The organism is Nocardia sp. alder85J, assembly GCF_020176955.2.
Classification (GTDB): Bacteria; Actinomycetota; Actinomycetes; order Mycobacteriales; family Mycobacteriaceae; genus Nocardia.
Genome location: NZ_JAIUCZ020000010.1, coordinates 254,367 through 279,075 on the forward strand (window position 1 = coordinate 254,367; position 24,709 = coordinate 279,075).

Annotated in this window: 26 protein-coding genes and 1 pseudogene; 16 read left to right on the forward strand and 11 right to left on the reverse strand. The window is 66.8% G+C overall.

What is annotated here, in order from left to right; all coding sequences use genetic code 11:
• The first annotated feature begins 48 nt into the window (after nucleotides 1-48).
• Both LBW94_RS33560 and LBW94_RS33565 read left to right on the forward strand, forming a co-directional pair.
• Nucleotides 49-1,407 (forward strand): FAD-binding oxidoreductase, encoded by a 1,359-nt coding sequence (locus tag LBW94_RS33560; protein ID WP_225062617.1) that lies wholly within the window; start codon nucleotides 49-51, stop codon nucleotides 1,405-1,407.
• Nucleotides 1,408-1,444: 37 nt separating this feature from the next.
• Nucleotides 1,445-1,735 carry a GNAT family N-acetyltransferase gene (locus tag LBW94_RS33565; protein ID WP_225062616.1) on the forward strand — a complete coding sequence of 97 codons (291 nt, stop codon included), beginning with the start codon at nucleotides 1,445-1,447 and terminating at the stop codon, nucleotides 1,733-1,735.
• On the opposite strand, the gene LBW94_RS33570 is transcribed toward LBW94_RS33565, so the two are convergent.
• The 3 genes and pseudogenes from LBW94_RS33570 to LBW94_RS33580 all read right to left on the reverse strand — a co-directional run bounded on the left by LBW94_RS33570 (nucleotide 1,732) and on the right by LBW94_RS33580 (nucleotide 3,945).
• A complete protein-coding gene (locus LBW94_RS33570; protein WP_225062615.1) occupies nucleotides 1,732-2,031 on the reverse strand; it encodes a hypothetical protein in 300 nt (99 codons plus the stop codon). The two genes, LBW94_RS33565 and LBW94_RS33570, sit on opposite strands and share 4 nt — an antisense overlap.
• 156 nt (nucleotides 2,032-2,187) lie before the next feature.
• Nucleotides 2,188-2,262 (reverse strand): annotated as a pseudogene (locus LBW94_RS33575) (hypothetical protein); the annotation flags it as partial.
• 726 nt (nucleotides 2,263-2,988) lie between these two features.
• The gene (locus LBW94_RS33580; protein WP_225062614.1) at nucleotides 2,989-3,945 is read right to left on the reverse strand and encodes an XRE family transcriptional regulator; all 957 of its coding nucleotides are present in this window, start codon (nucleotides 3,943-3,945) and stop codon (nucleotides 2,989-2,991) included.
• Nucleotides 3,946-4,134: 189 nt separating this feature from the next.
• Between LBW94_RS33580 and LBW94_RS33585 the strand changes: the two genes are divergently transcribed.
• Complete coding sequence (locus LBW94_RS33585; protein WP_225062805.1) at nucleotides 4,135-5,412, forward strand: IS4 family transposase; 1,278 nt, start codon at nucleotides 4,135-4,137, stop codon at nucleotides 5,410-5,412.
• A gap of 760 nt (nucleotides 5,413-6,172) precedes the next feature.
• Entirely contained in the window at nucleotides 6,173-7,357 is a 1,185-nt protein-coding gene (locus LBW94_RS33590; RefSeq protein WP_266271868.1) for an ISAs1 family transposase, read from the forward strand.
• Nucleotides 7,358-7,388: 31 nt separating this feature from the next.
• On the opposite strand, the gene LBW94_RS33595 is transcribed toward LBW94_RS33590, so the two are convergent.
• Nucleotides 7,389-7,739 (reverse strand): GntR family transcriptional regulator, encoded by a 351-nt coding sequence (locus LBW94_RS33595; protein WP_225062589.1) that lies wholly within the window; start codon nucleotides 7,737-7,739, stop codon nucleotides 7,389-7,391.
• 115 nt (nucleotides 7,740-7,854) lie between these two features.
• On the opposite strand from LBW94_RS33595, the gene LBW94_RS33600 reads away from it, so the two are divergent.
• From LBW94_RS33600 to LBW94_RS33615, 4 genes are all read left to right on the forward strand, one after another.
• Complete coding sequence (locus LBW94_RS33600) at nucleotides 7,855-8,301, forward strand: hypothetical protein (RefSeq protein WP_225062588.1); 447 nt, start codon at nucleotides 7,855-7,857, stop codon at nucleotides 8,299-8,301.
• A 71-nt stretch (nucleotides 8,302-8,372) separates the two neighbouring features.
• Nucleotides 8,373-10,058, forward strand: coding sequence for a replication initiator (locus LBW94_RS33605; protein ID WP_225062591.1), 1,686 nt, complete (start codon nucleotides 8,373-8,375; stop codon nucleotides 10,056-10,058).
• Nucleotides 10,059-10,070: 12 nt separating this feature from the next.
• Nucleotides 10,071-10,259 (forward strand): helix-turn-helix transcriptional regulator, encoded by a 189-nt coding sequence (locus tag LBW94_RS33610; protein ID WP_225062587.1) that lies wholly within the window; start codon nucleotides 10,071-10,073, stop codon nucleotides 10,257-10,259.
• A 1-nt stretch (nucleotide 10,260) separates the two neighbouring features.
• Entirely contained in the window at nucleotides 10,261-11,508 is a 1,248-nt protein-coding gene (locus LBW94_RS33615) for a tyrosine-type recombinase/integrase (protein ID WP_225062586.1), read from the forward strand.
• A gap of 43 nt (nucleotides 11,509-11,551) precedes the next feature.
• Here LBW94_RS33615 and LBW94_RS33620 read toward each other — a convergent pair whose 3' ends face one another.
• Together LBW94_RS33620 and LBW94_RS33625 are read right to left on the reverse strand one after the other, a co-directional pair.
• Nucleotides 11,552-12,712 carry an acyl-CoA dehydrogenase gene (locus tag LBW94_RS33620; protein ID WP_225062585.1) on the reverse strand — a complete coding sequence of 387 codons (1,161 nt, stop codon included), beginning with the start codon at nucleotides 12,710-12,712 and terminating at the stop codon, nucleotides 11,552-11,554.
• 176 nt (nucleotides 12,713-12,888) lie between these two features.
• Nucleotides 12,889-13,566, reverse strand: a complete 678-nt coding sequence (locus LBW94_RS33625; protein WP_225062584.1) for a TetR family transcriptional regulator — start codon at nucleotides 13,564-13,566, stop codon at nucleotides 12,889-12,891.
• Between the two features lie 129 nt (nucleotides 13,567-13,695).
• Between LBW94_RS33625 and LBW94_RS33630 the strand changes: the two genes are divergently transcribed.
• Nucleotides 13,696-13,989: a hypothetical protein gene (locus LBW94_RS33630; RefSeq protein WP_225062583.1), complete on the forward strand. Its 294-nt coding sequence runs from the start codon at nucleotides 13,696-13,698 to the stop codon at nucleotides 13,987-13,989.
• A gap of 26 nt (nucleotides 13,990-14,015) precedes the next feature.
• Nucleotides 14,016-14,336 (forward strand): GroES family chaperonin, encoded by a 321-nt coding sequence (locus LBW94_RS33635; protein ID WP_225062582.1) that lies wholly within the window; start codon nucleotides 14,016-14,018, stop codon nucleotides 14,334-14,336.
• Nucleotides 14,337-14,511: 175 nt separating this feature from the next.
• Here LBW94_RS33635 and LBW94_RS33640 read toward each other — a convergent pair whose 3' ends face one another.
• Nucleotides 14,512-15,981 carry an MFS transporter gene (locus LBW94_RS33640; protein ID WP_225062581.1) on the reverse strand — a complete coding sequence of 490 codons (1,470 nt, stop codon included), beginning with the start codon at nucleotides 15,979-15,981 and terminating at the stop codon, nucleotides 14,512-14,514.
• Nucleotides 15,982-16,212: 231 nt separating this feature from the next.
• On the opposite strand from LBW94_RS33640, the gene LBW94_RS33650 reads away from it, so the two are divergent.
• Nucleotides 16,213-16,815 (forward strand): TetR family transcriptional regulator, encoded by a 603-nt coding sequence (locus LBW94_RS33650; RefSeq protein ID WP_323137992.1) that lies wholly within the window; start codon nucleotides 16,213-16,215, stop codon nucleotides 16,813-16,815.
• Between the two features lie 102 nt (nucleotides 16,816-16,917).
• On the opposite strand, the gene LBW94_RS33655 is transcribed toward LBW94_RS33650, so the two are convergent.
• Genes LBW94_RS33655 through LBW94_RS33665 form a run of 3 tightly spaced genes read right to left on the reverse strand, consistent with a single transcriptional unit; the run spans nucleotide 16,918 to nucleotide 18,832 of the window.
• Nucleotides 16,918-17,568, reverse strand: coding sequence for a Type 1 glutamine amidotransferase-like domain-containing protein (locus tag LBW94_RS33655; RefSeq protein ID WP_225062580.1), 651 nt, complete (start codon nucleotides 17,566-17,568; stop codon nucleotides 16,918-16,920).
• Entirely contained in the window at nucleotides 17,568-18,398 is an 831-nt protein-coding gene (locus tag LBW94_RS33660; protein WP_225062579.1) for a maleylpyruvate isomerase family mycothiol-dependent enzyme, read from the reverse strand. The genes LBW94_RS33655 and LBW94_RS33660 overlap by 1 nt, the downstream gene beginning before the upstream one ends.
• On the reverse strand, nucleotides 18,395-18,832 hold the full coding sequence (locus LBW94_RS33665) for an HIT family protein (RefSeq protein WP_225062578.1): 438 nt from the start codon (nucleotides 18,830-18,832) through the stop codon (nucleotides 18,395-18,397). The genes LBW94_RS33660 and LBW94_RS33665 overlap by 4 nt, the downstream gene beginning before the upstream one ends.
• 241 nt (nucleotides 18,833-19,073) lie before the next feature.
• On the opposite strand from LBW94_RS33665, the gene LBW94_RS33670 reads away from it, so the two are divergent.
• The 4 genes from LBW94_RS33670 (at nucleotide 19,074) to LBW94_RS33685 (ending at nucleotide 22,494) form a co-directional block, all read left to right on the forward strand.
• On the forward strand, nucleotides 19,074-20,312 hold the full coding sequence (locus LBW94_RS33670; protein WP_225062577.1) for a Re/Si-specific NAD(P)(+) transhydrogenase subunit alpha: 1,239 nt from the start codon (nucleotides 19,074-19,076) through the stop codon (nucleotides 20,310-20,312).
• Entirely contained in the window at nucleotides 20,312-20,644 is a 333-nt protein-coding gene (locus tag LBW94_RS33675) for an NAD(P) transhydrogenase subunit alpha (protein WP_225062576.1), read from the forward strand. The genes LBW94_RS33670 and LBW94_RS33675 overlap by 1 nt, the downstream gene beginning before the upstream one ends.
• A gap of 3 nt (nucleotides 20,645-20,647) precedes the next feature.
• The gene (locus tag LBW94_RS33680; protein ID WP_225062575.1) at nucleotides 20,648-22,063 is read left to right on the forward strand and encodes an NAD(P)(+) transhydrogenase (Re/Si-specific) subunit beta; all 1,416 of its coding nucleotides are present in this window, start codon (nucleotides 20,648-20,650) and stop codon (nucleotides 22,061-22,063) included.
• 104 nt (nucleotides 22,064-22,167) lie between these two features.
• Nucleotides 22,168-22,494 carry a hypothetical protein gene (locus LBW94_RS33685; RefSeq protein WP_225062574.1) on the forward strand — a complete coding sequence of 109 codons (327 nt, stop codon included), beginning with the start codon at nucleotides 22,168-22,170 and terminating at the stop codon, nucleotides 22,492-22,494.
• Between the two features lie 97 nt (nucleotides 22,495-22,591).
• Here LBW94_RS33685 and LBW94_RS33690 read toward each other — a convergent pair whose 3' ends face one another.
• Nucleotides 22,592-23,128, reverse strand: a complete 537-nt coding sequence (locus LBW94_RS33690) for a MarR family winged helix-turn-helix transcriptional regulator (RefSeq protein WP_225062573.1) — start codon at nucleotides 23,126-23,128, stop codon at nucleotides 22,592-22,594.
• Nucleotides 23,129-23,254: 126 nt separating this feature from the next.
• Between LBW94_RS33690 and LBW94_RS33695 the strand changes: the two genes are divergently transcribed.
• Nucleotides 23,255-24,709, forward strand: coding sequence for an MFS transporter (locus tag LBW94_RS33695; RefSeq protein ID WP_225062572.1), 1,455 nt, complete (start codon nucleotides 23,255-23,257; stop codon nucleotides 24,707-24,709).

Sequence of the window (24,709 nt, forward strand, 5' to 3'; positions counted from 1 at the left end):
TCGGACGAGGGCGTGGGGGGCGTCGGTGGGGGCGGGTAGGTTGCAGTGGTGGAGGTCGAGACGCTCGCAGGGCTGTTGCCGGACGGCGCCGTGGTCACCGATCCGGACATTCTTGTCGGGTATCGGCAGGATCGGGCGCAGGATCCGAAGGCGGGGATGCCGTTGGCGTTGGTGCGGCCCACCGATACCGCGCAGGTCGCGACGGTGGTGCGGTGGGCTCGGGAGCGTCGGGTGCCGATCGTGCCGCGGGGGGCGGGGACCGGGTTGTCCGGTGGGGCGACGGCGCAGGACGGTGCGTTGCTGCTGAGTACCGAGCGGATGCGGGATATCGCCGTGGATCCGGTGACGCGGACCGCGGTGGTGCAGCCGGGGCTGTTGAATGCCGAGGTCAAGGCGGCGGTGGCGGAGTACGGGCTGTGGTATCCGCCGGATCCGTCGTCGTTCGAGATCTGTTCCATCGGAGGGAACGCGGCGACCAACGCGGGTGGGTTGTGCTGTGTGAAGTACGGGGTGACCACCGATTATGTGCTCGGCATGGAGGTGGTGCTGGCCGACGGGACCGTGGTGCGGCTGGGCGGTCCGCGGTTGAAGGATTCGGCGGGGTTGTCGCTGACCAAACTGTTCGTGGGCAGCGAGGGGACCCTCGGCATCATCACCGAGCTGACCCTGCGGTTGCTGCCCGCGCAGTCGCCGCAGGCCACGGTGGTGGCGACGTTCGCCACGCTGGAGGCGGCCTGTGACGCGATCCTGGCGATCACCGGGCGGTTGCGGCCGTCGATGCTGGAGTTCATGGATGCGGTCGCGATCAACGCGGTCGAGGACGAACTGCGGATGGGGCTGGATCGGGCGGCCGCGGCGCTGCTGGTCGCGCGGTCGGACGCGCCGGGCGAACATGCCGAGCGGGAGGCCGCCGAGATCGCCTCGCTGTGCGAGAAGGCCGGGGCCACCGAGGTTTTCGCCACCGACGACCCGGACGAGGGGGAGGCGTTCACGGTCGCCCGGCGGTTCGCGATCCCGGCGCTGGAGCGCAAGGGGCCGCTGCTGCTCGAGGACGTCGGGGTGCCGCTGCCGAAACTCGGCGATTTGGTGACCGGTATCGCGGATATCGCGCGCCGGCTGGAGGTGGTGGTGTCGGTGATCGCGCACGCCGGTGACGGCAACACCCATCCGCTGATCTGTTACGACCCGGCCGACGCGGACGAGACGGCGCGCGCTCAGCGGGCCTTCGGTGAGATCATGGATCTGGCGATCACCCTCGGCGGCACCATCACCGGCGAGCACGGTGTCGGCCGCCTCAAGAAGGCGTGGCTACCGGATCAGCTCGGCCCCGACGTGATGGCGCTGACCCGCCTGATCAAGAACGCGCTCGACCCGGAGGGCATCCTCAATCCCGGGGCCGTACTGTAGCCGGAACAATCGTCGCTACCAAGGAGTTCCACCGAGCATGACGACCAGGCTCGAACACAACGCCGACGCCACCCGGTACGAGATATACATCGACGGCACGCTCGCGGGCTACGCGGACTACAACGAGCGCACCGTCGGTGACACCCCGGCCCGGGATCTCCAGCACACGCTGACCTTCCCCGAATTCCGGGGCCGCGGGGTCGCGGCGCAGGTGGTCGAATTCGCGCTGCGGGACTCCCGGGACAATGGCTTCGCGATAATACCGACCTGCTGGTACGTCGAGAAATTCATCGCGGAACATCGGGAATACGCCGATCTGGTGGCCTAATTCCGCCGCCACAGGCGCTGGTTGACGCCGGTGCCCAGCGCATGGGCGACCTTGCTGCCGTCGAAACCCGGCAGTCGGCGCAACCGATCCAGGAATTTGCTGTCGGCCGCGGAACGCGGTACGACGCAACCGTTTCCGCGCGTGCCGATGAGCACGTAGAACACCACGTCGGTGAACGGGCCGTCCGACGTGCTGATGATTCGAACCTCCGAAAGATCCTGCCACGCAACCTCTTCGATCCGCCCGTTGTCGAGGGTGCGCCGGACGAACCTGTCGTTGATCTCGACTCCGGCCATGAGTCAATAGTGCGCTATGAGCCGCACGTATGCATAGACCCTAATTCGCCCGATTGCGAATGAAACGCCAAATGCAAGAACAACTCTGGCGACGCGGCCGGCCGGGAATCCACGAAATCGCCGTCCGGGCCGGACCGCCGTCGCCGAGCGGGGAACTCAGCCCTTCAGCAGTGCGCGCGACATGACCACGCGCTGAATCTGATTGGTGCCCTCGTAGATCTGGGTGATCTCTCGGCGCTTGTGGGCGACCTGGGGAAATAACAGAAAAAGCCCTCTTGAGCTGGGTCGGAGCATCTTTCCGCTTCTGCCCAGTTCTCTGCTGTTCCGGGACCATTACGGCCTGTGGACGGCCTGGCCTTCTGGCTGATTCGGGCCGTGACCTGTCGTTTCACGTGAAACCGTTGTACCACAACGCTTTTCGGCGGATAGGTTGTCTATCCGCACGTCCTGACTGCTTTTCCCCGGCCTTCCTCATACATGCCGCCCTCTGTGGAGCTCGTGCGTGTCAAGGATGCGCAGCACCGCGTAGCGGACGCCCGGAGGGTGGTCCTTGACTCGTGCGGGCGGAGCGAGACCATTCGGGCATGAGGAAGGGTGGGGGGTTGCTAACGCGATCCGATGCCACTCCGGGAACGTGCCGGGTGCTCGGGTACTTCGGCTCGGCAATCTGGACCGCGTTGCGGGATGGCCTGATTCAGGGGCTGGGCGGGTTCGGCCTGGAGGGTTGCCGCCGACGCGCCGGTGTGCCTGAGCGGAGCTTGCGCAGGGAAGGTGCGCCGTAGCGTGGCGGCGGCGGCCCGTAGGGCCGCTGCCGCTCTTGAACCTATATAGGCAAATTCGGCAACAACTGCATTGAGACGTGAGTCATGTCGTGAAACGGGGAACGGCTGGATCTCCGGGCCTCTGAGGTCAGAGACATAGATACCAGCCGTTCGAGGTGTTCTTCGGATCAAGCCGTTACGCAGCGTGCCCCGGCCCTGAAATGGCCCGAAGCTGCTCATGGTAATCGAGGGAGGCAGTCTCATTCGGATACTCAGAATCGAGTACCGAAGTCAGATCGCGGGCAACCAGCAGCAGCGACGGTACCGACTTTCGAGGCGTCTCAAGAGCGGCGGTGCCAAAGTGTATTGCTCCATCGAGGTCACCTTCTCGGGCGGCGGCGACGGCCAAGGTAATGCGCGCTTCGGCGTTGCGCATGGGAGTTCGCTCGTAGCCGTTGAAATCCGTTCCGGCCCGAATCACTTCATCGGCCAGGGTTCGAGAAAGGCGAGTGTCTCCGACGTGGCGGTAGCAGTCCATCGCATAGAAATCGAACTTGCCCGGGTCGACTACGAAATGGTTCTTGATGTTCTCGGGGTACGGCATGCCGTCAAGCGCTGATCGGCCACGCTCAAGCGCCTTCTCCATCTCGGACTGTCGCCCCATGCGTGCCCAAGCCTTGGCTTCCTGCGCGATGAGCTGGACGAGGACGCCGTTGTTGCCTGCTGCGCCTTGCCCGGTCTCTGCGGCGGCGATCACACCGCGGTAGTCGCCGGCGGTGAGAGCGAACCATGCTTGCATCTCGTAGGCCCATCCGATGATCCCGGCGTTGTCGATCTCGATTCCGAGTTTCAGAGCCATTCGCCGAGTCGCGTCGGCTGCCTGACTTTCGCCAAGATCGTATTCAAGGCATCCCACCAGCAGCGCCAACCATCCCCCGAATTCGAGCGTCCGGCGTCGCTGGCTGAACGTGAGGTGCCGGTCTTGAAGCTCAACGATTCGACGGAGCCATTGTCGCCCTTCGATGATCAATTCTCGCGGCGGGGTAAACGCATATTCAGAGCACAGCTTGTCAACCGTGACATGAAGTGCGTCGATTGTTGCTTCGTTGATGTCGGATGTTTGAAGACGACTGACGATTTCCAGCGTGTCCATACCGGTCGCGGACAGGACAGCAAGGTCGGCGGGCTGATTGGATTCGGGCGGAAAAAGTGAGTCTGTAGCTGTTCCAAGCGTGGCCGCTATAACCCAATGCCACGTAGGGTAAGTGGTGCGTCCGTGTGGTTTGGTTGTGCTGTTTGATTTTTCGGGTGCTTGTGGTGGGGGTGTGGCAGTGTCTCGGGGGTGACGGACGTGGTGGTGGCGACGCCGGACATGGTGTCGCTGGGTGTGCTGGCAGGGGTTGTGGACCGGGCTCGGGTGGAGGATGCGGTCATGGTGTGCGGGGCGCGTGCGCAGCGGTCGGGCGGGAAGTTGCCTCCGCATGTGGTGGCGTATCTGACGATGGCGTTGTGCCTGTTCGGCGGCGATTCCTATGAGGAGGTCGCGGTGAAGGTGACCGGGGCGCTGACCCGGTGGGGTTGCTGGGATGCGGGCTGGTCGCCGCCGACGGCATCGGGGATCACCCAGGCGCGTAAACGGTTGGGGCCCAAGGTTCTCGAGCGGGTGTTCGAGTCGGTTGCCGCACCGGTGGCGACTCCGGCGACGCGGGGGGCGTGGCTGGCGGGGCGCCGGCTGGTGGCCATCGACGGTTTCGATGTGGACGTGGCTGACACCGAATCGAATGTGGCCGAATTCGGGTATCACGGGTCCGGGGACAACCGCTCGACCTATCCGAAAGCGCGGGTGGTCGCGTTGAGCGAGTGCGGTACGCATGTTTTTCTGGCCGCGGAGGTTACCGCGATCACTGTCGGGGAACGTGCCGCGGCTGCCCGGTTGTATCCGCGGCTGCTCGGTGACGAGATCTTGTGCGCGGACCGGGGTTTCTACTCCTTCGATGCGTGGGCGGCCGCGAAAGCCGGTGGGGCCGAACTGGTGTGGCGAGCACCGACCAATCTGCGCCTGCCGGTGGTGCGGGTACATGCGGACGGCACCTACGTGTCGGTACTCATCGATCCTGCCGTGCAGTCGAAACGGCGGCGTGCAGCGATCCTGGCCGCCGCGGCCGCGGGCGAGGACCTCGACGAAGCCGAGGACGCGCACCTGGTGCGCGTCGTGGAATACGATGTGCCCGACCGTAATCCCGACGGTGAGCTGATCGTGCTGCTGACCACCCTCACCGATCCCGCGGCCGTGCGCGCCGACCAGATCGCCGGCGCCTACCACGAGCGCTGGGAACACGAAACCGCGAACGACCAGCTGAAAACCCACCTCCGCGGCCCCGGCGCCGTACTCCGGTCGAAGTCGCCGGAATTGGTCCATCAGGAGATCTGGGCGTGGCTGACCGTCCACTACGCCATCGCCGCGGTCATGGCCCGCGCCGCCGAAGCCGCCGACCTGGACCCCGACCGAATATCGTTCATCCACGCACTCAACATCATCCGCCGCACCGCCACCGGCACGGCGGCTTTTCCCCCCTCACCGCTGGACCGACCCCGACGTGACCGCCTCGGTCGCCACTGAGATCACTACCCGGCTCAACCCACCCCGGCGCCACCGCAGCTACCCACGCAAGATCAAACGCGGACGTCACAACGCCTACCTGATAAAACGCAAGTGCGACAAAGGAATCCGACACACCGGCCCGGCCACCATCAACCTGCGACGCCTACCCGCCGCATGACAAACCACACGGACGCACCACTTACCCTACGTGGCATTGCGCTATAACCCGAGCGTATTCACGACTGGGCTTGTTCTCTCCCAGCTCCCAAGCCTTCCATCGCCGAAGGAGGTGATCAGCTTCGGGGAGTTGACGGTCTGAGTGCCGCCGCATCGTCTCTGCGGCCTCGGACTGCGAGTATCCGCGGGCCTCGCGCAGTGCCCGTATGCGCCGTGCCCATTCCGGTTGGTTGCCCACTGGTAACCCACTCCTCAAGGTAGGACTTGTTCACTTTGGCTTAGCGGGTTAGATTCTCTCCGCCGCGCCGTTGCTGGGCATAGTGTTGAGCGATGGTGACATCTGGGTGACACGATCACATCACCCCCGGATAGCACCGTGTCCGCACCCTCTCGACACTGGTTGACGGTTGTAGCTACCCGAGATAGTTGCTTCATGGAAGCGATGCGTAGTCACCGGTGGTCCAGGGCCTCGGCGTAGTCGGGTACCGATCCGCTGATCTGGGGAAACTGGTTGCGTGACACACGGTTTGAGATGCTGGGCGGACACGAGTGACTCGAGGAAGATGAAGGTTCCTACGCCTGACATCACTCTCGGAGACCCGTGCCCGCCGTACAAGTATGCCCTGCCGCGCCCACCACGATCGAGCTGGACAACGTTCCGCTCGAACAGGATCCGGCCAACGCTGCCGGCAGTTTGCTCGATGTCCTCCGACAGGTCCCCGATCCCCGCGACGCCCGCGGCCGCCGCTACGACCTGACCTCGGTCCTGCTGCTCGCTCTGGCCGCTACCGCCGCCGGCGCTCGCTCGTTCACCGCGATCGGCGAGTGGGCTGCCGACGCGTCCACCGCGGTGTCGGCCCGGCTCGGGTTCACCCGTCGCGCGCCGAGCGAGTCCGCGATCCGGCGGTTGCTGCAGCGCCTGGACACCGACCAGCTCGACCAGCTGATCGGCGCGTGGATGTGGTTGCGGGTCAGCGTGATCGGCGGCGCGAAAGTCATCTCCTTCGACGGGAAAGCCCTGCGTGGTGCCCGTGACGCCGCCGGGCATCTGACCTATCTGTTGTCGGGGATCTGCCAGGCCACCGGCGTGGTCGTGGCGCAGGTCGCGGTAGCGGACAAGACCAGCGAGGTGCCGATGCTGCGGAAGCTGTTGTCCGCGTTGAACATCGCCGGATGCGTCATCACCGCTGATGCCGCCCATACCTGCCGTGAGACGGCGCATTCGATCGTCGAAGCGGGCGCCCACTACATCCTCTGCGTGAAGGGAAATCAGCCCAACCTGCGTAAACAGTTGAAGCAGCTGCCGTGGGACGACGTGCCGGTGCTCGACAAGTCGACCGGCAAGCCCGCGCACGGCCGCCGGGAGACCCGCACGGTGAAAGCGACCGGGATCGCGTCGGGGATCGGATTCCCCGGTGCGGCACAGGTTCTGCGGATCCACCGCACTCGCACCGTGATGTCGAAGCATCGAAAGATGCGGCGCCAGACCCGGGAGACGGTGTTCGTGGTGACGAGCCTGACCGTCGGTGACGCCGCTCATCACGTGATCGCCGACTATTTGCGGCGGCACTGGTCGATCGAGAACCGAGTGCATCACGTCAGGGACGTGACGTTCGACGAGGACCGGCACCAGGCCCGCACCGGTGCCGCCGGGCATGTCATGGCGATCCTGCGGAACACGACGATGTCGCTGCTGCGGCTGGCCGGACACCGCCACGTCGCGCCGGCGTTGCGGTACTACGGCCGGGACTACAACAGGCCGGTGGAATTACTGCTGGCCTGCTGAAACCCGACTACGCCGAGGCCCTGACCGGTGGTCAACTTTCGTTGGCCTGATTGGCGATTCGGTCGACACGCGCGGTCAGTCCGGTAACCAGGTCTCGAAGTTCACGGACCTCATCGCGCAATTCCTCGACGGATGCCGCTTCGGATGCCGGCGGGGCCTCGCTGACGAAGACGCCAAGCGACGGCACCGACGTGGCCCATCCTCCGTCGCACAAAGTACGGATCGCCTTCGAGGCGGTCATGGGGGCTACCTGGTAGTCGGTAGCAATTGTTCGTTGCGACGGAATCCTGTCGCCCGGTCTGAGCTGGCCGGACTCTATCTTCTTGCGAATGTCCGCAACGACCTGGAGATATGGCGCGGTGGCGCCTTTCGGGGTGGTCACAATCTGAGTATAGCGAACCTGACCTAGGCCGCCATATATCGGTTAGGTCACCCCCATTGCGTTCTGCACTATGGTGCACTAGGGTGGTATATAACAGCTAGAGGGGATGGAACCGATGAGCGCCTTGACGACACAATCGACTGACAATTTGGGGGCTGTGATCATGAGCCCCGCGAAGCTGATCCCGCTGCCCGCTCGGGCTGAGGCGGTGCTGCGTCCTCCTCGGTTGACGTTCGCCAACCGCTGCATCTGGTGCGGCATCGCGGATTGCGCGGACCCGGATTGTGTTGCCTTGCACGAGGTTTCCCAGTGGCGGACCTGCCGCCAGTGTGACGGTACCGGGCTGGCGTTCTCCGGTCCCCAGGGCTGCACGTGCGCTTTCGGCCTGGTCCATGTGGCCCCGGTGGTGCGGCGTCGGCTGCGGGTGTCGGCGAAGGGGGTGGAGGTGTTCGAGGACGGGCATTGGTCCGGCTATAACGAGCGGACCTACTACGACTTCACGCACCGGGTGCAGGAGCCGAAGCGGTTCCGCCCGGTCACTCCGGTGGAGGAGGTGGCGTGACCGATCCGGTGGATCTGGACGGAGACACCCCGGTCCGTCTCACGGCGGCGGACCGGCGTGCCCGGCCGAACATGCTGGAGATTGCCCAGGGCGCGGCGGAGAAGTTCAAGGTGTGCAAGCGTCCGATCCCGATGCGCGCGTTCCATCCTGCCTCCGGTGACTCGAAATATGTGGGGGCGGCGTGTAAGACGACACGCGAGTCGGATTGCCCGGCGTGTGCGGCGAAGGCGAAGGCGTTGCGGGTGACCCAGTGCCACGAGGGCTGGCACATGACCGCCAATCCCACCGACGAGCACCAGCCACCGACCGAGCACCAGACAGCGCTGTTGGTCGCGCGGGCGGACCTGCTCGCCGAGTACCGCGCTGCTCGTGAAGCCGATGACGAGCCGACCGCGCAGGGCTTCCGGGAGGTGATCGCCGACCTGGACCGGGAACTCCGCGACACGGGACTGCGTGGCCGTATCCCCGGTATCGACGCGGTGGCGAAACGGCGTGCGGTGAAGTCGACCCGTCGCCGGCAGGACGCCCCGGATCTGCCTCGCAAGAAGGTGTCGAAGGACACGACCGGCCGGACCTATGCGGGCCGGTATCAGCCGTCGATGTTCGCGACGTTCACCCTGGGCTCGTATGGCCGTTGCCATTCCACGGGCGCGGTCAACAGGAAGGGTGAGCCCTGCGGCGACGGGTCGCCGGTGGACCCGGACAGCTACGACTACCGGCAGGCGGCCCGGGATGCGATCTTCTTCCCTCAGTTGTTCGATCGGACGATCCAGAATTGGCGGCGGGCGACCGGCCGTGATGTGCAGTACTTCGCCGCGATCGAGCCGCAGCGTCGCGGTGCCCCGCACGTCCATCTCGCGGTCCGCGGCACCGACCCGCACGAGCTGATCGGCCAGATTCTCGCGGCGACCTATCACCAGGTGTGGTGGCCGCACTTCGACCACGAGGTCTACACCGGCGACCGGATGCCCGAATGGGACCACCGGGCGGGCGGATTCGTGGACCCCGACACCGGCCACCCGCTGACCTCTTTCGATGACGCCCGCGCGGTGATGGATTCGGTGGACGAGGTGGAACCGGCGCACGTGATCCGCTGGGGTGTCCAGGCCGACACCCGCGACATCGGCGTCGATGACCATGTGGACGCGGACGGGGAATACGGCCCGGTCCGGCCGAACAAGGCCAAGGGCGTGCTCGCCGGGACGAAGGACGCGAACCGGCTGATCGGCTACCTCACGAAGTACCTGACCAAGTCCATCGGGGAAGTGCTGGAGCCGCCGAACGAGCGGACCCGGCGGCACTACGACCGGTTGCATGCGGAGTTGCAGCGGACCCCGTGTTCTCCGACGTGCGCGGTGTGGCTGCGGTACGGGATCTCTCCGCGGAACGCGAAGGCCAAGATGCAGCCGGGCCGGTGCAAGAGCAACGCGCACAAGCGCGACACCCTCGGTATCCGGGGTCGGCGGGTGCTGGTGTCGCGGCGGTGGAGCAACAAGACCCTGCCCGATCACAAGGCGGACCGGATCGAATTCGTTCGGCAAGTCCTGGCGAAGGTCGGGAAGGTCAAGCAAGCCCAGTCCGAAGGCTGGATCATCCGCCTCGCCGAACCTGCGGACCCGGACGTCCCGACCCGTGAGCAGTTCATCTTTGGTGCCATCGCGGACCGGACGACATGGCAGAACGACTACAACCAAGCGCTCGGACTCATGGGTCCACCAGGGGCGCAACAGGTTTCGGATATACCGGCTGCGGCATAGGGGAGGGTTGGAATGGAGCTACCGGACAACCGGCTGTGGACAGCCGCGGAAGCGGCGTACTTCCTGGGGATGTCGGTCAAGACGCTGTACCAGTGGAAGTGGCTCGGCGAAGGTCCGCCGGTCACGACGGTAGGTCGGAGTCTCCGCTATCACCCGGGCAAGCTCAGGGCATGGGTGGACTCGAATTCGAGGGCTGCCTGAGATGGCACATGTAGAAGATCGCTGGTACCGGCCGAAGCGTGACGACGCGGGAAACGTCATGCTCAACCGGCGTGGCAAACCGGAACTTGAGCCGACTGAGCTGTTCGGCAAGGGTCTCCGTTACCGTGTGCGGTACATCGATCCTGATGGCGCGGAACGCTCAAAGTCGTTCGCGGACAAGAAGAAAAAGCAGGCCGATGACTTCCTGATCGAGATCGAATCCGATAAGCGCGAGGGCAAGTACATCGACCCGCGGGCTTCGCGGAAGACCTTTCGGCAACAGGCCGAGAACTGGTTCAAGGGACAGTCGCCGGACCCGGCCACTCGTGAGGCGCTGCGGAGTCGGCTTGAGCGGCAGATCTATCCGACGTTCGGTGACATGTTCATCGGCCGCATGAATCCGGCGGCGATTCGCGATTGGCTGGGCAAGCTGGAGGAACGCAAGCTCTCCGAGAACTACAAGGCGGCGCTGTTCACGATTGTGTCGGCGGTGCTGGACTCCGCCAGGGAGGATCGGCTGATCCGCGACAATCCCTGTCAGGCCAAGACCGTGCGCCGGCCTGAGGCTTCATCGCCGAAAGTTGTTGTGTGGAAAGAGGATAAGCTTCGATCGGTCCGTGGTGGATTGGATGATCGGTTCTCGGTGATCGTGCCTCTCGGGTCCGGTCTCGGACTTCGGCAGGGTGAGATACTCGGCGTTTCGCCGGACGACATCGATCGCAATGGCCTGATTCTGACCGTGGCGCGCCAGATCAAGACCGTTGGCGGTGTGATGATGTTCGCGTTGCCCAAGGGGGGCAAGACCCGGACCGTGCCGTTGTCGGTGGGTGTGCTCGCCGAACTCGACGCGCATATGAAGAAGTACCCGCCGGCCACCGTGAATCTGCCGTGGGCGCGTGCGGATGGGGACCAGGTGACTGCTCGGCTGATGGTGACCGGAGCGGATGCACGGCTGTACACAGGAGACCTGTTCACCAAGGTCGTGTGGCAGGCCGCGTTTCGGGAAGCTGAGATCGAGTACCGGAAGCGCGCCGATGGCATGCACGCGCTCCGGCACTTCTACGCCTCGACGCTGCTCTCTCGCGGGGTGTCGATCAAGGAACTCGCTGAGTACCTGGGCCACGCCGATCCTGGCTTCACCCTGCGCACGTACACACACCTCGTGTCGTCCAGTCACGACCGGGCACGCCAGGCCGTTGATGCTGTGTTCGGACGGCCTACGTCAGATGACGGCCTGGAGGCGGCCTGAGATGCGAACCCAGGTCTGCCACCAAGCCGTCAAGATCAGCGAATCAGCCCTTGAGCAGAGCCCGGGACATGACCACGCGCTGAATCTGATTGGTGCCCTCGTAGATCTGGGTGATCTTGGCGTCGCGCATCATCCGCTCCACCGGGAAGTCGGTGGTGTAGCCGGCGCCGCCGAACAGCTGGACCGCGTCGGTGGTGACCTCCATGGCCACGTCGGAGGCGAAACACTTGGCGGCCGCGGAGATGAAGCCGAGGTTCTTCTCACCCCGTTCGGCGCGGGCGGCCGAGGTGTAGACCATGAGCCGGGCGGCCTCCACCTTCATCGCCATGTCGGCGAGCATGAACTGGGTGTTCTGGAAGTCGGCGATGGCCGTGCCGAACTGCTTGCGGTCCTTGGTGTAGGCCAGCGCGGCGTCCAGGGCGCCCTGGGCGATGCCGACGGCCTGGGCGCCGATGGTCGGGCGGGTGTGGTCGAGGGTCTCGAGCGCGGTCTTGAAGCCGGTGCCCTCGGCGCCGATGATCCGGTCGCCGGGGACGCGGCAGTTCTCGAAGTACAGTTCCGCGGTCGGCGAGCCCTTGATGCCGAGCTTGTGTTCCAGCGGGCCCACCACGAAGCCCTCGTCGTCCTTGTGCACCATGAACGCGGAGATGCCGTTGGCGCCCTTCTCCGGGTCGGTCACGGCCATGACCGTGTACCAGGTGGACTGGCCGCCGTTGGTGATCCAGCACTTGGAGCCGTTGATCACCCAGTCGTCGCCGTCGCGGCGGGCGCGGGTGCGCATGCTGCCGGCGTCGGAACCGGCCTCACGCTCGGACAGCGCGTAGGAGGCCATCAGGCCGCCCGCGATATCGGGCAGCACGCGCTGCTTCAGCTCCTCCGAACCCTTCAGGATCAGGCCCATGGTGCCGAGCTTGTTGACCGCCGGGATCAGCGAGGACGAACCGCAGACGCGGGCCACCTCCTCGATCACGATGCAGGTCGCGACCGAGTCGGCGCCCTGGCCGCCGTACGCCTCGGGGACGTGCACGGCGTTGAAGCCGGCCGCGTTCAGCGCGTTCAGCGCCTCCTGCGGGAAGCGGGCCTGCCCGTCGACGTCCTTCGCGTAGGGCGCGATCTCCTTCTCGGCGAGGGCGCGGATGGCCGCGCGCAGCTCGTGGTGGACGTCGTCCAGCTGAAAGAGTCCGAAGTCGGGATTGCCCGCCATGGGTTCACTCCTGGTCGTGGGTCGGATCGCGTGACGACGCGAAGCTCCAGCATGTCGGCACCGAGTGCCATTGCATTCGAGTATACGCCGCCAGGTGGTGACCCTGCGCGCGGAGACTGCCCTGCACTGGCTGGCACTGAGTGCCATGTCTACCTAGCGGGTGGTTGTGAGCACCGTCACAGGCTACCCAGGCGGTACGACAGCAACTCGGCGACCTGCCGCGGCGGCATGTCGCGCGGGAACACCGCCACCACCACCTCCTCGGCCCCGCGATCGCCGCGCGGGACGGCCGCCAGGGCCGCCCGCAGATCCGCCGCCGTCGCCTCGCTCTCGCCGCGCACCATCCGGCGCAGCAGATAGTTGTGGGTGGCCGTCACGGCGGCGCTGAACTGCACCATCGCCAGATCCGGCGCCTCGGGCAGGCGATCGCGCAGATAGTCGGTGAACAGGCGCTCGTACCGGAACACCGTCACGATCTCGCGATCCCGCAGGGCCGGGACCTGCCGCACCACCCGGTACCGTTGTGCGGCCAGTTCCCTTGTCCGCGTGAACCTCTCGAAAACCCCGACCACGGCCTCGCACACCGCTGTCCACGGATCGGATCGGGCCGCTTCCAGATCCGCGCGCGCCTGCGCCAATTGTGCTTCGTGGTCGGCGAAGACGACGTCCTCCTTGGACCGGAACTGCCGGAAGAACGTCCGCCGCGACACCCCGGCCGCCTCCGCGATCTCGTCGACCGAGGTGGCCTCGTAGCCCTGCTCCGCGAACAGGCGCAGCGCCTCCCCGGCCACCCGCAACCGGAACCGGGCGGCCTCCGCGGTGACCTCGGCACGAGCATTGTCGTCAACAGGCACCACTCAACGGTAGCGAGTACCGACCGGCTCGACTGGCGACGAGTCGGCAAAACCGTCAGACTCCGTGCAAGGTGGGTTGTTTCGGGGCGGGACAGCCGCTCGGGTCAGCGACGGAAGGATGCCTGCGTCATGGGAACGGCTTCGCCCGGAATCCGGGATCTGGTGGTGGCGCTGTTCGACGGCGACGAGGTCGACGGCGCGGTCGTGCAGCGGATCCGGGTCGGGGACATCGGGCCGTGGGCCGAGGCGGTGGACCGGTCGGGCCTGTTCGGCCGCGAGGTGGCGGCGCAGTTGCGACAGCAATGGACCGAGGAGCCGCGGGCGCTGCTCGACGTGCTGCTCGGCACCGCCGGCGACCTCACCCGACGGCGGTGGTTCGGCGAATGGGAAACCCGTTCGGTGAGCGAGCGCTTGATTTCCTAGTCGGTGCGCCGCGCTAGACTGCCGCGATGTCCGATTCGAAGCTCGAAATTCAGATGCTGCACGATCGGGTGATGGTCCGTGTGTCCGCCGAGGAGGGCGAGCGGCGCAGCAGCGGCGGCATCCTGATCCCGGCGACCGCACAGGTGGCGAAGCGTCTGAGCTGGGGAGAAGTGTGCGGCGTGGGTTCGCACGTGCGCGCGGTGGGTGTGGGGGACCGGGTGCTGTTCAGCGCCGACGACCAGTTCGAGGTCGAGGTGCAGGGCAAGGCGTACCTGGTGATGCGCGAACGCGATCTGCACGCCGTCGCCAACGAACGGCCCGAGCACGGCACCGGCCTGTACCTGTAGCGATCCCGGCACCCTGCCGCGAGCGGCCTCGGAAACCCTGCCGCGAGCGGCCTCGGAAACCCCGGCGACAGTGCCCGGCCGCGACGGCCTGCGGTAGTACGAGGCCGCGACACCCCCGGTAATGCACGGCCGGACCCCGGACCCGCCCTGGGCCCGGGTTCCGGCCGATGCACGATCAGCGCTCGGCTGCCGCCGGGCGGGGCAGCGCCAGCGCCGCGGCCAGCACCAGCAGGAGCACCACGCCGCCACCCAGCGCGGACCATTCCATCGCGGTGACGTAGCGACCGCTGTGGTGTCCGGCGCCCAGGGCGGAGAAGAAGATCACTCCGAGGACGGTGGCGCCGATCGCGTTGCCGAACTGCTGGGCGGTGGTCAGCACGCCGGCGGCCATCCCGGCCTGCCGCTGCGGGATGCCCGAGGACAGCACCGCGCCGACGACCGAGGGGATGGTCAGCCCGTTGCCGGTGCCGACGATCATCATGCCCGGGATCAACGCCGGCGTCCCCAGGTGCGGTTCACCGAAGTGCAGCACCGCGAGGGTGATCGCCAGCCCGGTCAGGCTGGTGCAGGTGCCGACCACCATGACCCGGGTGCCGATCCGTGCCGCCAGCCGCGGGGCCAGGAAGAACGAGCTGCTCGCGAAGCAGGCGCCCAGCGGTGCGAACGCCAGTCCGGCCGCCAGCGGCGACAGCCCGAGCCCGTTCTGCAACAGCAGGGTCAGGCACAGCATGAACCCGGCGAAGAATGTGAGGTATCCACCCGCGATCACCAGCCCGAGGCCGAACCCGCGAGCGCGGACCATCGAGATGTCCAGCACCGGTTCGCCGCCGCGCTCGGTGAGCCGGCGCTCGTAGCGGACGGTGAGCGCCAGCACCGGCGCGGCCGCCGCCATCGACAGCCAGGTCCACAGCGGCCAGCCCTCCGGGCGGCCCAGCGTGATCGGCACCAGCAGCAGGGCCAGCGCCGCGGAGAATCCCAGCGCGCCGATCGGATCCAGCTTCGGGTGCGCGGACTTCTCGTGCGCGGGCAGCCAGCGCGCGGCCAGCGCCGCCGCGGCCAGCCCGATGGGCACGTTGATGTAGAAGATGCTCCGCCAGCCCCAGCCGAACAGGTTGGCGTCCAACAGGATTCCGCCGAGCACCTGACCGGACACCGCGCCGATGCCGATGGTGGCGCCGAAGGCGGCCATCGCCTGCGGCCGTTCCCGCACCGGGAACATGATGTTGATCAGGGCCAGCATCTGCGGCACCATCAGCGCCGCCGTGGCGCCTTGCAGGACGCGGAACGCCACCAGTGCCCAGGCGTTGGGCGCCAGCCCGCACAGCAGCGAGGCGACGGTGAAGGCCAGCATGCCGAGCACGAACAACCGCCGGTGACCGAACAGGTCGCCGAGCCGGCCGCCGGTGATCAGCCCGGAGGCATAGGCGAAGCCGTACCCGCCGACGATCAGCTCCAGCGCGGATTCCCCGGCGTGCAGATCGTGTTGCAGGGAGGAGGCGGCGACGTTGACGACGAACCAGTCGAACATCGCCATGAACATGGCGCTCAGGACGACCGGCAACACCCGCCGCCGGGCGGCGAAGCCGTCGTCGGCCGGAGCTCGTGCGGCAGTGCAGGGGACGGAACGGGTTTCGAGGACTGACACGTCGTGCTCCCGAACATGGAGTCGAGGGGGGCGGCGCCACGTTGCGCCGTGCGGGGTGGATCGGCCACGCGTCGACCGGGTCGGCAATCGTCCGGATATCGGGATCGGTTCCGCTCCGGCGGGTTCCGGTCGTCGCGGTGGCTGGTCCGAGGTCTGTAACTAACCGGTTGGTTGCAACTATTCCCTCGCCGCGAATCTCCTGTCAACTGGTTGGTTGTTTACCATCGGTACATGCCGCCGAGAGACCCCGAGGCGACCAAGGCCCGCATCTTCGAGGCGGCGACCCAGGAGTTCGCCGCCTACGGGATCGCCGGCGCCCGCGTCGACCGCATCGCGCGCAACGCGCAGGCCAACAAGCAGCTGATCTATGCCTATTTCGGCGACAAGGAGCAGCTGTTCCACCAGGTCCTGGAGAAGGCCATGGTGCATGTGGCCGCCGCGGTCGGCACCGACATCGACGACCTCGACAAGTGGGTCGACCAGCACGTCGACTACCACCGCGACCACCCGGAATTCCTGCGGCTGCTGATGTGGGAGGCGCTCGAACTCGGCCAGGAGGGCGCCTCCGCCGGCGAGACCCGGGCCGGGCGCTATCTGGAGAAGAAGACCAAGGTCGACTCCGCCCAGCGGCGCGGGCTGATCCGCCCGGACCTGCCGCCCGGCCATCTGCTGATGCTGCTCATGAGCCTGATCAACTACCCCTCCGCGGTGCCGCAGGTGCGCGGCTTTCTGCTGGGTCCCGACGGCGATCCGGAGCAGGCCCGCGCGGTGGTCAAGGACGCGGTGCGCCGGATCGCCGCACCCGGCGACCGTCCCACCGGCGACAACGGCTGAGGGATCGCCGGAGCACCGCCGCTCACCTCGAACCGGCGGGAGATCTGCCGGTTCGCGCCGGGCGCTGGTGGCCGACCGGCCCGGGTGCGCCGCCGGCGATCGTCAGCGTGGTCCGGTGAGGACCTCGACCCGATCGCCGTCGACGATCACCGCATCGTCGTCGGTGAGCGCCCAGTGCGCGATGCCCTCGGCGCGGTAGCGGGCGGCGATGCCGTCGCAGCTGCCGTCCGGATCGGTGCCGGGCGAGCGGACGTGCGGCACGATCCGGTGATCCACCAGACCCAGCCCGTCCCAGCGTGGTTCGATGCCGCAGGCGGGCAGCACCTCGGCCGGGTCGTCGGCGGCCTCGATGCCGTGCAGGTCCGGGGTGAGCAGGCAGGCGCCGGCGCTGTAGCCCGCGTAGGCGAGGGCGTCCGCGGCCAGTAGCCGGGGTACGACGACATCGGCTCCGCTGCAAGCGAATCGGGCCCGCAGCACGAAGGTGTTGCCGCCACGCACCCAGAGCAGCGGGAACCGGGCCAGCGTCCGCTCCAATTCACCTGCACGCCCGGTGAAATCGCGCAGGTCCACGATCTCTGGCCGGAAACCGCGGTCCCGCAGCGGTTTCAGATCGCTGGTGATCGCGCCCTGCCAGGCCGCCGGCCAGGCATCGCAGGCATTGGGGATCACCGCGACCGGACCCGGCGGCCCGGCCAGCGCGGTGAACCGGTCCTCGTGCGCGCCGAAACGGTAGCTGGACAGAAAAAGTCGCATCAGATCGTGAAGGCCAGGTGGTGCACGATCCGCAGTGCGGTCGCCCGGTCGCCGGACAGTTCGATGCGATCGAGTTCCGCCTCGGCGGCGACCCGGCCGCCGCAGAGCCGGGCGAACAGCCGGGCATCCAGGCGAATCACCGTGTCGGCCGGGCGATCCGGGGTCGCGACCACCTCCCCGCGGCCCTCGACCCGGACGTGCACGGTCCGCGCGTTCGGCCCGGTGAGCTCGAAATCCAGCCGGAGGCCGTCGGGCGCGCCGCCACGCTTGACCACCGTCCGGCCGATCCCGGCCTCCAGTTCGTCCAGGGCCAGATCGCCGCGCAACTCCGCGGCCGGGCCGCTCGGCGCGAGGCCGAGCGCGTCGGTGATGTCGAGTTCGTGCATCCAGCAGTCGAAGACGCGGGTGCGCATGAAGCGCACATAGGGAACCACACCCACCGGCGACGGCATCGACTGCTGCCAGCCGGTCTCGTCGAGGGCGGTCAGCGCGGTTCTGCGCCGGGCCGTGACCGAGTCGAACCGGTCGGCCAGTTGTGTTCCGGTCAGCGGCCGCAGCGTGTCGAGCCAGGCCTCGTTCAGCGCGCCGATGTCGTTGCGCACATGCGCTCGGGTGCGCACACCGGCGTCGATGTCGGGATTCGGCTCGCCGAGCAGCATGGACTCGATGCCGACCACATGGGCCAGCACGTCGAAGACCGTCCAGCCGGGCAGTGGTGACGAGGTGCGCCACTGCTGCTCCGAGAGTCCGGAGACGGTGTGCGACAACGTGGTCCACTGCGCGTCCAGGGCGGTGGACATGGTGGCGGGTTCGATCGGGAGGTTCCTCACGGCCGGCTGCCGTCCGATCGCTCCAGGCCGGTCCGGATCGCCGCGGCCGTGGACACGGGTTCGTGCGGCCGGCGCAGCAGGAAGCCCTTGGCGAAGGTGAGCTTGTCGCCGTGGCGGCGCGGCACCACGTGCAGGTGGACGTGTGGCACCGTCTGGAACGCCGCCCGGCCGTCGTTCATCAGCAGATTGGCGCCGTCGGCGGCGAGTCCGCTGCGGCGCACGGCCTGCGCGAGGCGGTGTCCCAGCGTGAAGATCGCGGCGCCGGTGTCATGGTCGAGTTCGTCGAGATCGGTGGCGTGCCGCTTGGGAACCACCAGCGTGTGGCCCCGTGTGATGGGGCGGATGTCGAGAAACGCGACCAATGTGTCGGTCTCGTGGACCACGGTGGCGGGCGCGTTGCCCGCCACGATCCGGCAGAAGATACAGCCCGTCACTGCTGTGACCCTACGGCATAGGGGTGTGGCCCAGGTCATGCCGAATAAGGGGCAATTGGGAGAATACTCACTTGGATATGTGATGTTGATCTCGGCTAGGCTCACCGCGAGCCGGGTACAGTTGCGACAATCGTCACTAACTTACCGAGGAGTAAGTTACGAAACGCCCGATCGGCCGCCGGCGGCGGCCCACCACCGAGGTGGGGGCCAGCTAGGCCGTTACGAGTAAGGAAGATGACCAGTGGAGACAACGCAGAGCGTTCCCCACGGCACACGCGTCGGTGTGGTTCGGGAGTCGAATCCTGATGAGCGTCGGGTGGCGTTGGTGCCGAAGATCATTCCTGTCCTGGTGAAGCTGGGTGTGGATGTGGTCGTGGAGTCGGGTGCCGGTCTCGGTGCGCTGATTTCGGATGAGGCGTATGTGGCCGCGGGTGCGGTGATCGGTGATCCGTGGTCTGCGGAGGTGGTGGTGAAGGTCGCTCCGCCCAATGATTCGGAGATCGCGAGGTTGTCGGCGGGGCAGACGCTGATCGGCTTCCTGGCGCCGCGTGATGCGGATACCAAGATCGGTGTGTTGAAGGCTGCCGGGGTGCAGGCGTTTGCGGTGGAGGCGATTCCGCGGATTTCGCGAGCGCAGGTGATGGATGCGCTGTCGTCGCAGGCGAATGTGTCCGGGTATAAGGCGGTGTTGCTGGCGGCGTCGGAGTCGACGCGGTTCTTCCCGATGTTGACCACGGCGGCGGGGACGGTGAAACCGGCGACGGTGCTGGTGCTGGGGGTGGGGGTGGCGGGGTTGCAGGCGTTGGCGACGGCGAAACGGCTCGGTGGCCGGACGACGGGGTATGACGTGCGGCCGGAGGTGGCTGATCAGGTGCGGTCCGTCGGTGCGCAGTGGCTGGATCTGGGGATCGATGCCGCTGGTGAGGGTGGGTATGCCCGTGAGCTGACCGAGGAGGAGAAGGCGCGGCAGCAGCAGGCATTGGAAGACGCGATCAAGGGTTTCGATGTGGTGATCACGACCGCGCTGGTGCCGGGCCGTCCCGCGCCGCGGTTGGTGACCGCGGCGGCGGTGGAGGGGATGAAACCGGGCAGCGTGATCGTGGATCTGGCCGGTGAGACCGGTGGCAACTGTGAGCTGACCGAGCCGGGTAAGACGGTGGTGAAGCATGGTGTGACGATCTGTTCGCCGTTGAATCTGCCGGCGACGATGCCGGAGCATGCGTCGGAGTTGTATTCGAAGAATGTTGCGGCGTTGCTGGAGTTGATGGTGAAAGACGGTGTGCTGGCACCGGATTTCGGTGATCAGGTGCTGGCCGACTCGTGCGTGACCCGCGACCGGGAAACTCCGGCCGCGCCTGCGGCCCCGGCCGCGGCGACTGCTGCTGTGGTCGAGGTCGATTCCGCTGCGACGGTTGATTCGCCTGCGGTGGAGTCGGGTTCGGGGTCTTCTTCTGCTTCTGATTCGAAGGCGGGTAACTGATGTATACGGAGTTGCTGGCGAATATCGCGATCCTGGTGTTGTCCGGGTTTGTCGGGTTCGCGGTGATCTCGAAGGTTCCCAACACTCTGCACACGCCGTTGATGTCGGGCACGAACGCGATCCACGGGATCGTGGTGCTGGGTGCGCTGGTGGTGCTGGGCAAGATCGCGCACCCGTCGATCGCGGAGCAGGTCATCTTGTTCGTCGCGGTGGTGTTCGGGACGTTGAACGTGATCGGTGGTTTCGTGGTGACGGACCGGATGCTGGGCATGTTCAAGGCGAAGAAGCCCGGTGCACAGGGTGATTCCGCTGGTGAGAAGGCGGGGAAGTAGATCATGGACAATCTGGTCAATATTCTCTATATCGTCGCGTTCGCGTTGTTCATCTACGGTCTGATGGGTTTGACCGGTCCGAAGACGGCGGTGCGCGGGAATCAGATCGCCGCGTTCGGCATGTTGCTGGCGGTGGTGGCGACGTTCATCTCCATCCGGCACACGAACAACTGGATTGTGATCGTGGCTGGTCTGGTGGTGGGTGTCGGGTTGGGGGTGCCGCCGGCGCGGTTCACGAAGATGACGGCGATGCCGCAGTTGGTGGCGGCGTTCAATGGTGTCGGTGGTGGCACGGTCGCGTTGATCGCGTGGTCGGAGTTCCTGGACACGCACAGTTTCTCGCGGGTGCCCGAGCAGCCGAGTGTGCATATCGTGATCGCGTCGCTGTTCGCGGCGATCATCGGGTCGATCTCGTTCTGGGGGTCGTTGATCGCGTTCGGGAAGTTGCAGGAGATCCTGCCGGGCAAGCCGATCGGGATCGGGAGACTTCAGCAGCCGTTGAACCTGTTGTTGTTCGTGGTCGCGGTCGGTTCGGCAGTCGTGATCGGTGTCGGCGCCACCAAGGAGGGGGTGTCGGGCTGGTGGATGGTGCTGCTGCTGGTGGCCGCCGCGGTGCTCGGGTTGATGGTGGTGCTGCCGATCGGTGGCGCGGACATGCCGGTGGTTATCTCCCTGCTCAACGCGCTCACCGGGTTGTCGGCGGCGGCGGCGGGTTTGGCGTTGAACAACACGGCGATGATCGTGGCGGGCATGATCGTGGGTGCGTCGGGCACGATCCTCACGAATTTGATGGCGAAGGCGATGAACCGGTCGATTCCGGCGATCGTGGCCGGTGGCTTCGGTGGTGGTGGCGCGGTCGCCTCGAGCGGTGGTAGTGGTGAAGCGAAGCAGGCCAAGGCGACTTCGGCCGCGGATGCGGCGATCCAGATGGCGTATGCGAATCAGGTGATCGTGGTCCCCGGGTACGGGATGGCCGTGGCGCAGGCCCAGCACGCGGTGAAGGAGATGGCGTCGCTGCTGGAGGCCAAGGGGGTGGAGGTGAAGTACGCGATCCACCCGGTGGCCGGTCGTATGCCCGGGCATATGAATGTGCTGCTGGCCGAGGCGGAGGTCTCCTATGACGCGATGAAGGAGATGGACGATATCAACGGTGAGTTCGGTCGCACCGATGTCGCGTTGGTGATCGGCGCCAACGATGTCACCAATCCGGCCGCGCGCGAGGATGCGTCCAGTCCGATCTACGGGATGCCGGTGTTGAATGTGGATCAGGCCAAGAGTGTGATCGTGTTGAAACGCTCGATGAACTCCGGTTTCGCCGGTATCGACAATCCGTTGTTCTATGCCGAGCACACCTCGATGCTGTTCGGTGACGCCAAGAAATCCGTCGGCTCCGTCACCGAAGAACTCAAGGCACTGTAATCGATTGCGCGAGGGCCTCGTTCGATCTCGAACGAGGCCCTCGCCGCTGTCCGCCATAAGATCGGCCCAGCATGCCGAGTGGTGTGCGAAAGGGGAGGGATCGGATGACCATTCGTGAATTCTTCCGGCTGCCGGAGACGGTGGCGGACGCACCGATCTACGGCGCTCCGGTCGAGACCGCCGACGGGACCACCGTGATCACCGTCGCGCGTCCGGGCGGCTGGCCGCGAGTGCCGATGCGGCCGGTGGGGATTTTCGTCGTGCGCGAGGGCACGGTGACCTGGGCACCGGCCGAGGACCATACGCGAATCGCGCTGCTCGGCGAGACGATCGGCCTGGTGGCCGCCACGATCGCCACCCTCGCGATCCTGCGGCGCCCGCCGTGGCCGGACCTGGTGCTGCGGCGCGACGTCGGCGCCGGGCCACACTGAGGCGGTAGCGGACGAGACGCGCGGTCCGAGCACCGAGGCCGCGGCACCGTGCCGAATCCGGATGTGACGACGCCGTGTTCGTCGGCCGCTCGCCCGTTCAGCGCGTCTGCTGATCGTCCGCGCTGCTCAGGAAGTCGTCGACCATCCGATGATTGAGCCGGGCCAGGGCGGCGAGGTCCTCGAAGGTCCAGGTGCTCAGGCAGTCCTGGATGACCCGGCGGCCCACCGCCCGGATCGCGTCCACCGCATCGGCGCCGGCGGTGGTCAGCCGCACCCGTTGCGCTCGGCGGTCGCACGGATCCGGCACCCGGGTCACGAATCCGGTGCGTTCCAGCCGCTGCACCTGGCGGGTGACGTGCGGGGCCTCGACGTCGAGGCGGGCGGCGATCTCGCCGAGCCGCAGCGGTTCGTCGGCCTCGGCGAGCAGCCGTAACAGCGGCACGTTGGCGCGGTCGACCTCCACGCCGGCCTCCGCCGCGGTCCGGTCGTGGCGGCGGGCCCGGGTCAACATGTGCGCGATTCTGGTCAGTGCGCGTTCCAGTTCCGCGATGTGATCGGCGTCGACGCTTGTCCGGGCAGGTGTCTCGGCGTCGGCATCGAGATCGTTCTCAGGGGTAGCTGGAGACCGGCGCATGGGGTTATTCTACGAGGCGGGTTACTTAAGTTAGGTAAGTATGGCGGGATCCGCCGGGACGACGACGTGCCGAAGCGAGACGCCACGAGGGGACCCGGATTCCGGGATGACGATGAGGACACAGAGATGACGTCGACCGTCGAGGGCCGGCCCGGCGCCGGCGCGACCGAGACCGGCGCCGCCGAGGCCGGCAACAAGGCCAACCTCGGCCTGACCCTGCTCGCGCTCTGCGCCGCCGGCCTGGTCGTGTCGTTGCAGCAGACGATGGTGATCCCGTTGCTGCCGCGGCTGATCACCCAGTTGCACACCAATGTCTCCGGGGTGACCTGGCTGTTCACCGCCTCGCTGCTGACCGGAGCGGTGGCGACGCCGCTGCTGTCGCGGTTCGGCGACATGTACGGCAAGAAGCTCATGGTCATGGTGTGCATGGGCCTGCTGCTGGCGGGTTCGGTGATCTGCGCGCTGGCCACCACGCTCGACGTGTACGTCATCGGGCGGGCGTTGCAGGGTGTGTCGTCGGCGCTGATCCCCTTGGCGATCGGCATCATCCGCGACACCTTCCCGCCGCAGCGGCTCACCACCGCCATCGGCGTGATCAGCGGCACCATGGGCGTCGGCGGCACCGTCGGCATGCTGGTCACCGGTGTGATCGCCAACCACACGACCAGCCCGCATCCGGTCTTCTGGATCACCGCGGTGATGGCGCTGCTGTCGACCGTGCTGGTCGCGGTCACCGCGAAGGACACCGGCATCCGGCACGGCGGGCAGCCGGACTTCCTCGGCGCCGGGCTGCTGGCGGGCCTGCTGATCTGCCTGTTGCTGGCGATCAGTGAGGCGCCCGACTGGGGCTGGGGTTCCGGCAGGGTGATCGGGCTGTTCGCCGGGGCCGTGGCGCTCACCGTGGTGTGGGTGTTCGCGGAGCTCAAGGTGTCCCAGCCGTTGGTGCGGCTGCCGTTGCTGGTCGGGCCGCGGTCGCTGTCGGCGAACCTGGCCTCGGCGCTGCTCGGTTTCGCGATGTTCGGCTCGTTCTCGCTGATCTCGAATTTCGTCGAGACCCCGGCGGACAAGGTCGGTTACGGGTTGTCGGGCACGGTGCTGGACGTCGGCCTCTACGGCATCCCGAGCACGGTGATGATGACCTACTTCTCGTTCCGGACCGGGCGCATCGCGGCCCGCCTCGGCGCGGCCCACACGCTGGCGCTCGGCTCGGCGGTCGCGGCGCTGGCGCCGTTGACGCTGGTCTTCTTCCACACCCACGGGTACGAGCTGATCATCTCGAATATGTTGCAGGGCATCGGTTTCGGTATCAGCTACGCGGCCCTGGGCACGCTCGCGGTGCAGCATGTGGCGATGAGCGAGAGCAGTATCGCCAGCGGTATCAACTCGCTGGTGCGGACGGCGGGCGGCAGTATCTCCGGCGCGATCACCGGCTCGATCCTGTCGGCGTACACCATCGGGCACTCCGGCGTGCCGCAGTTGCACGCCTACGTGCTGAGTTTCGCGTTGCTCGGCATCGGCGCGCTGCTGGCGGCCGCGACCGCCTTCGGAAACGGGCTGCGGCACAAGCACGTCGCGCACTGA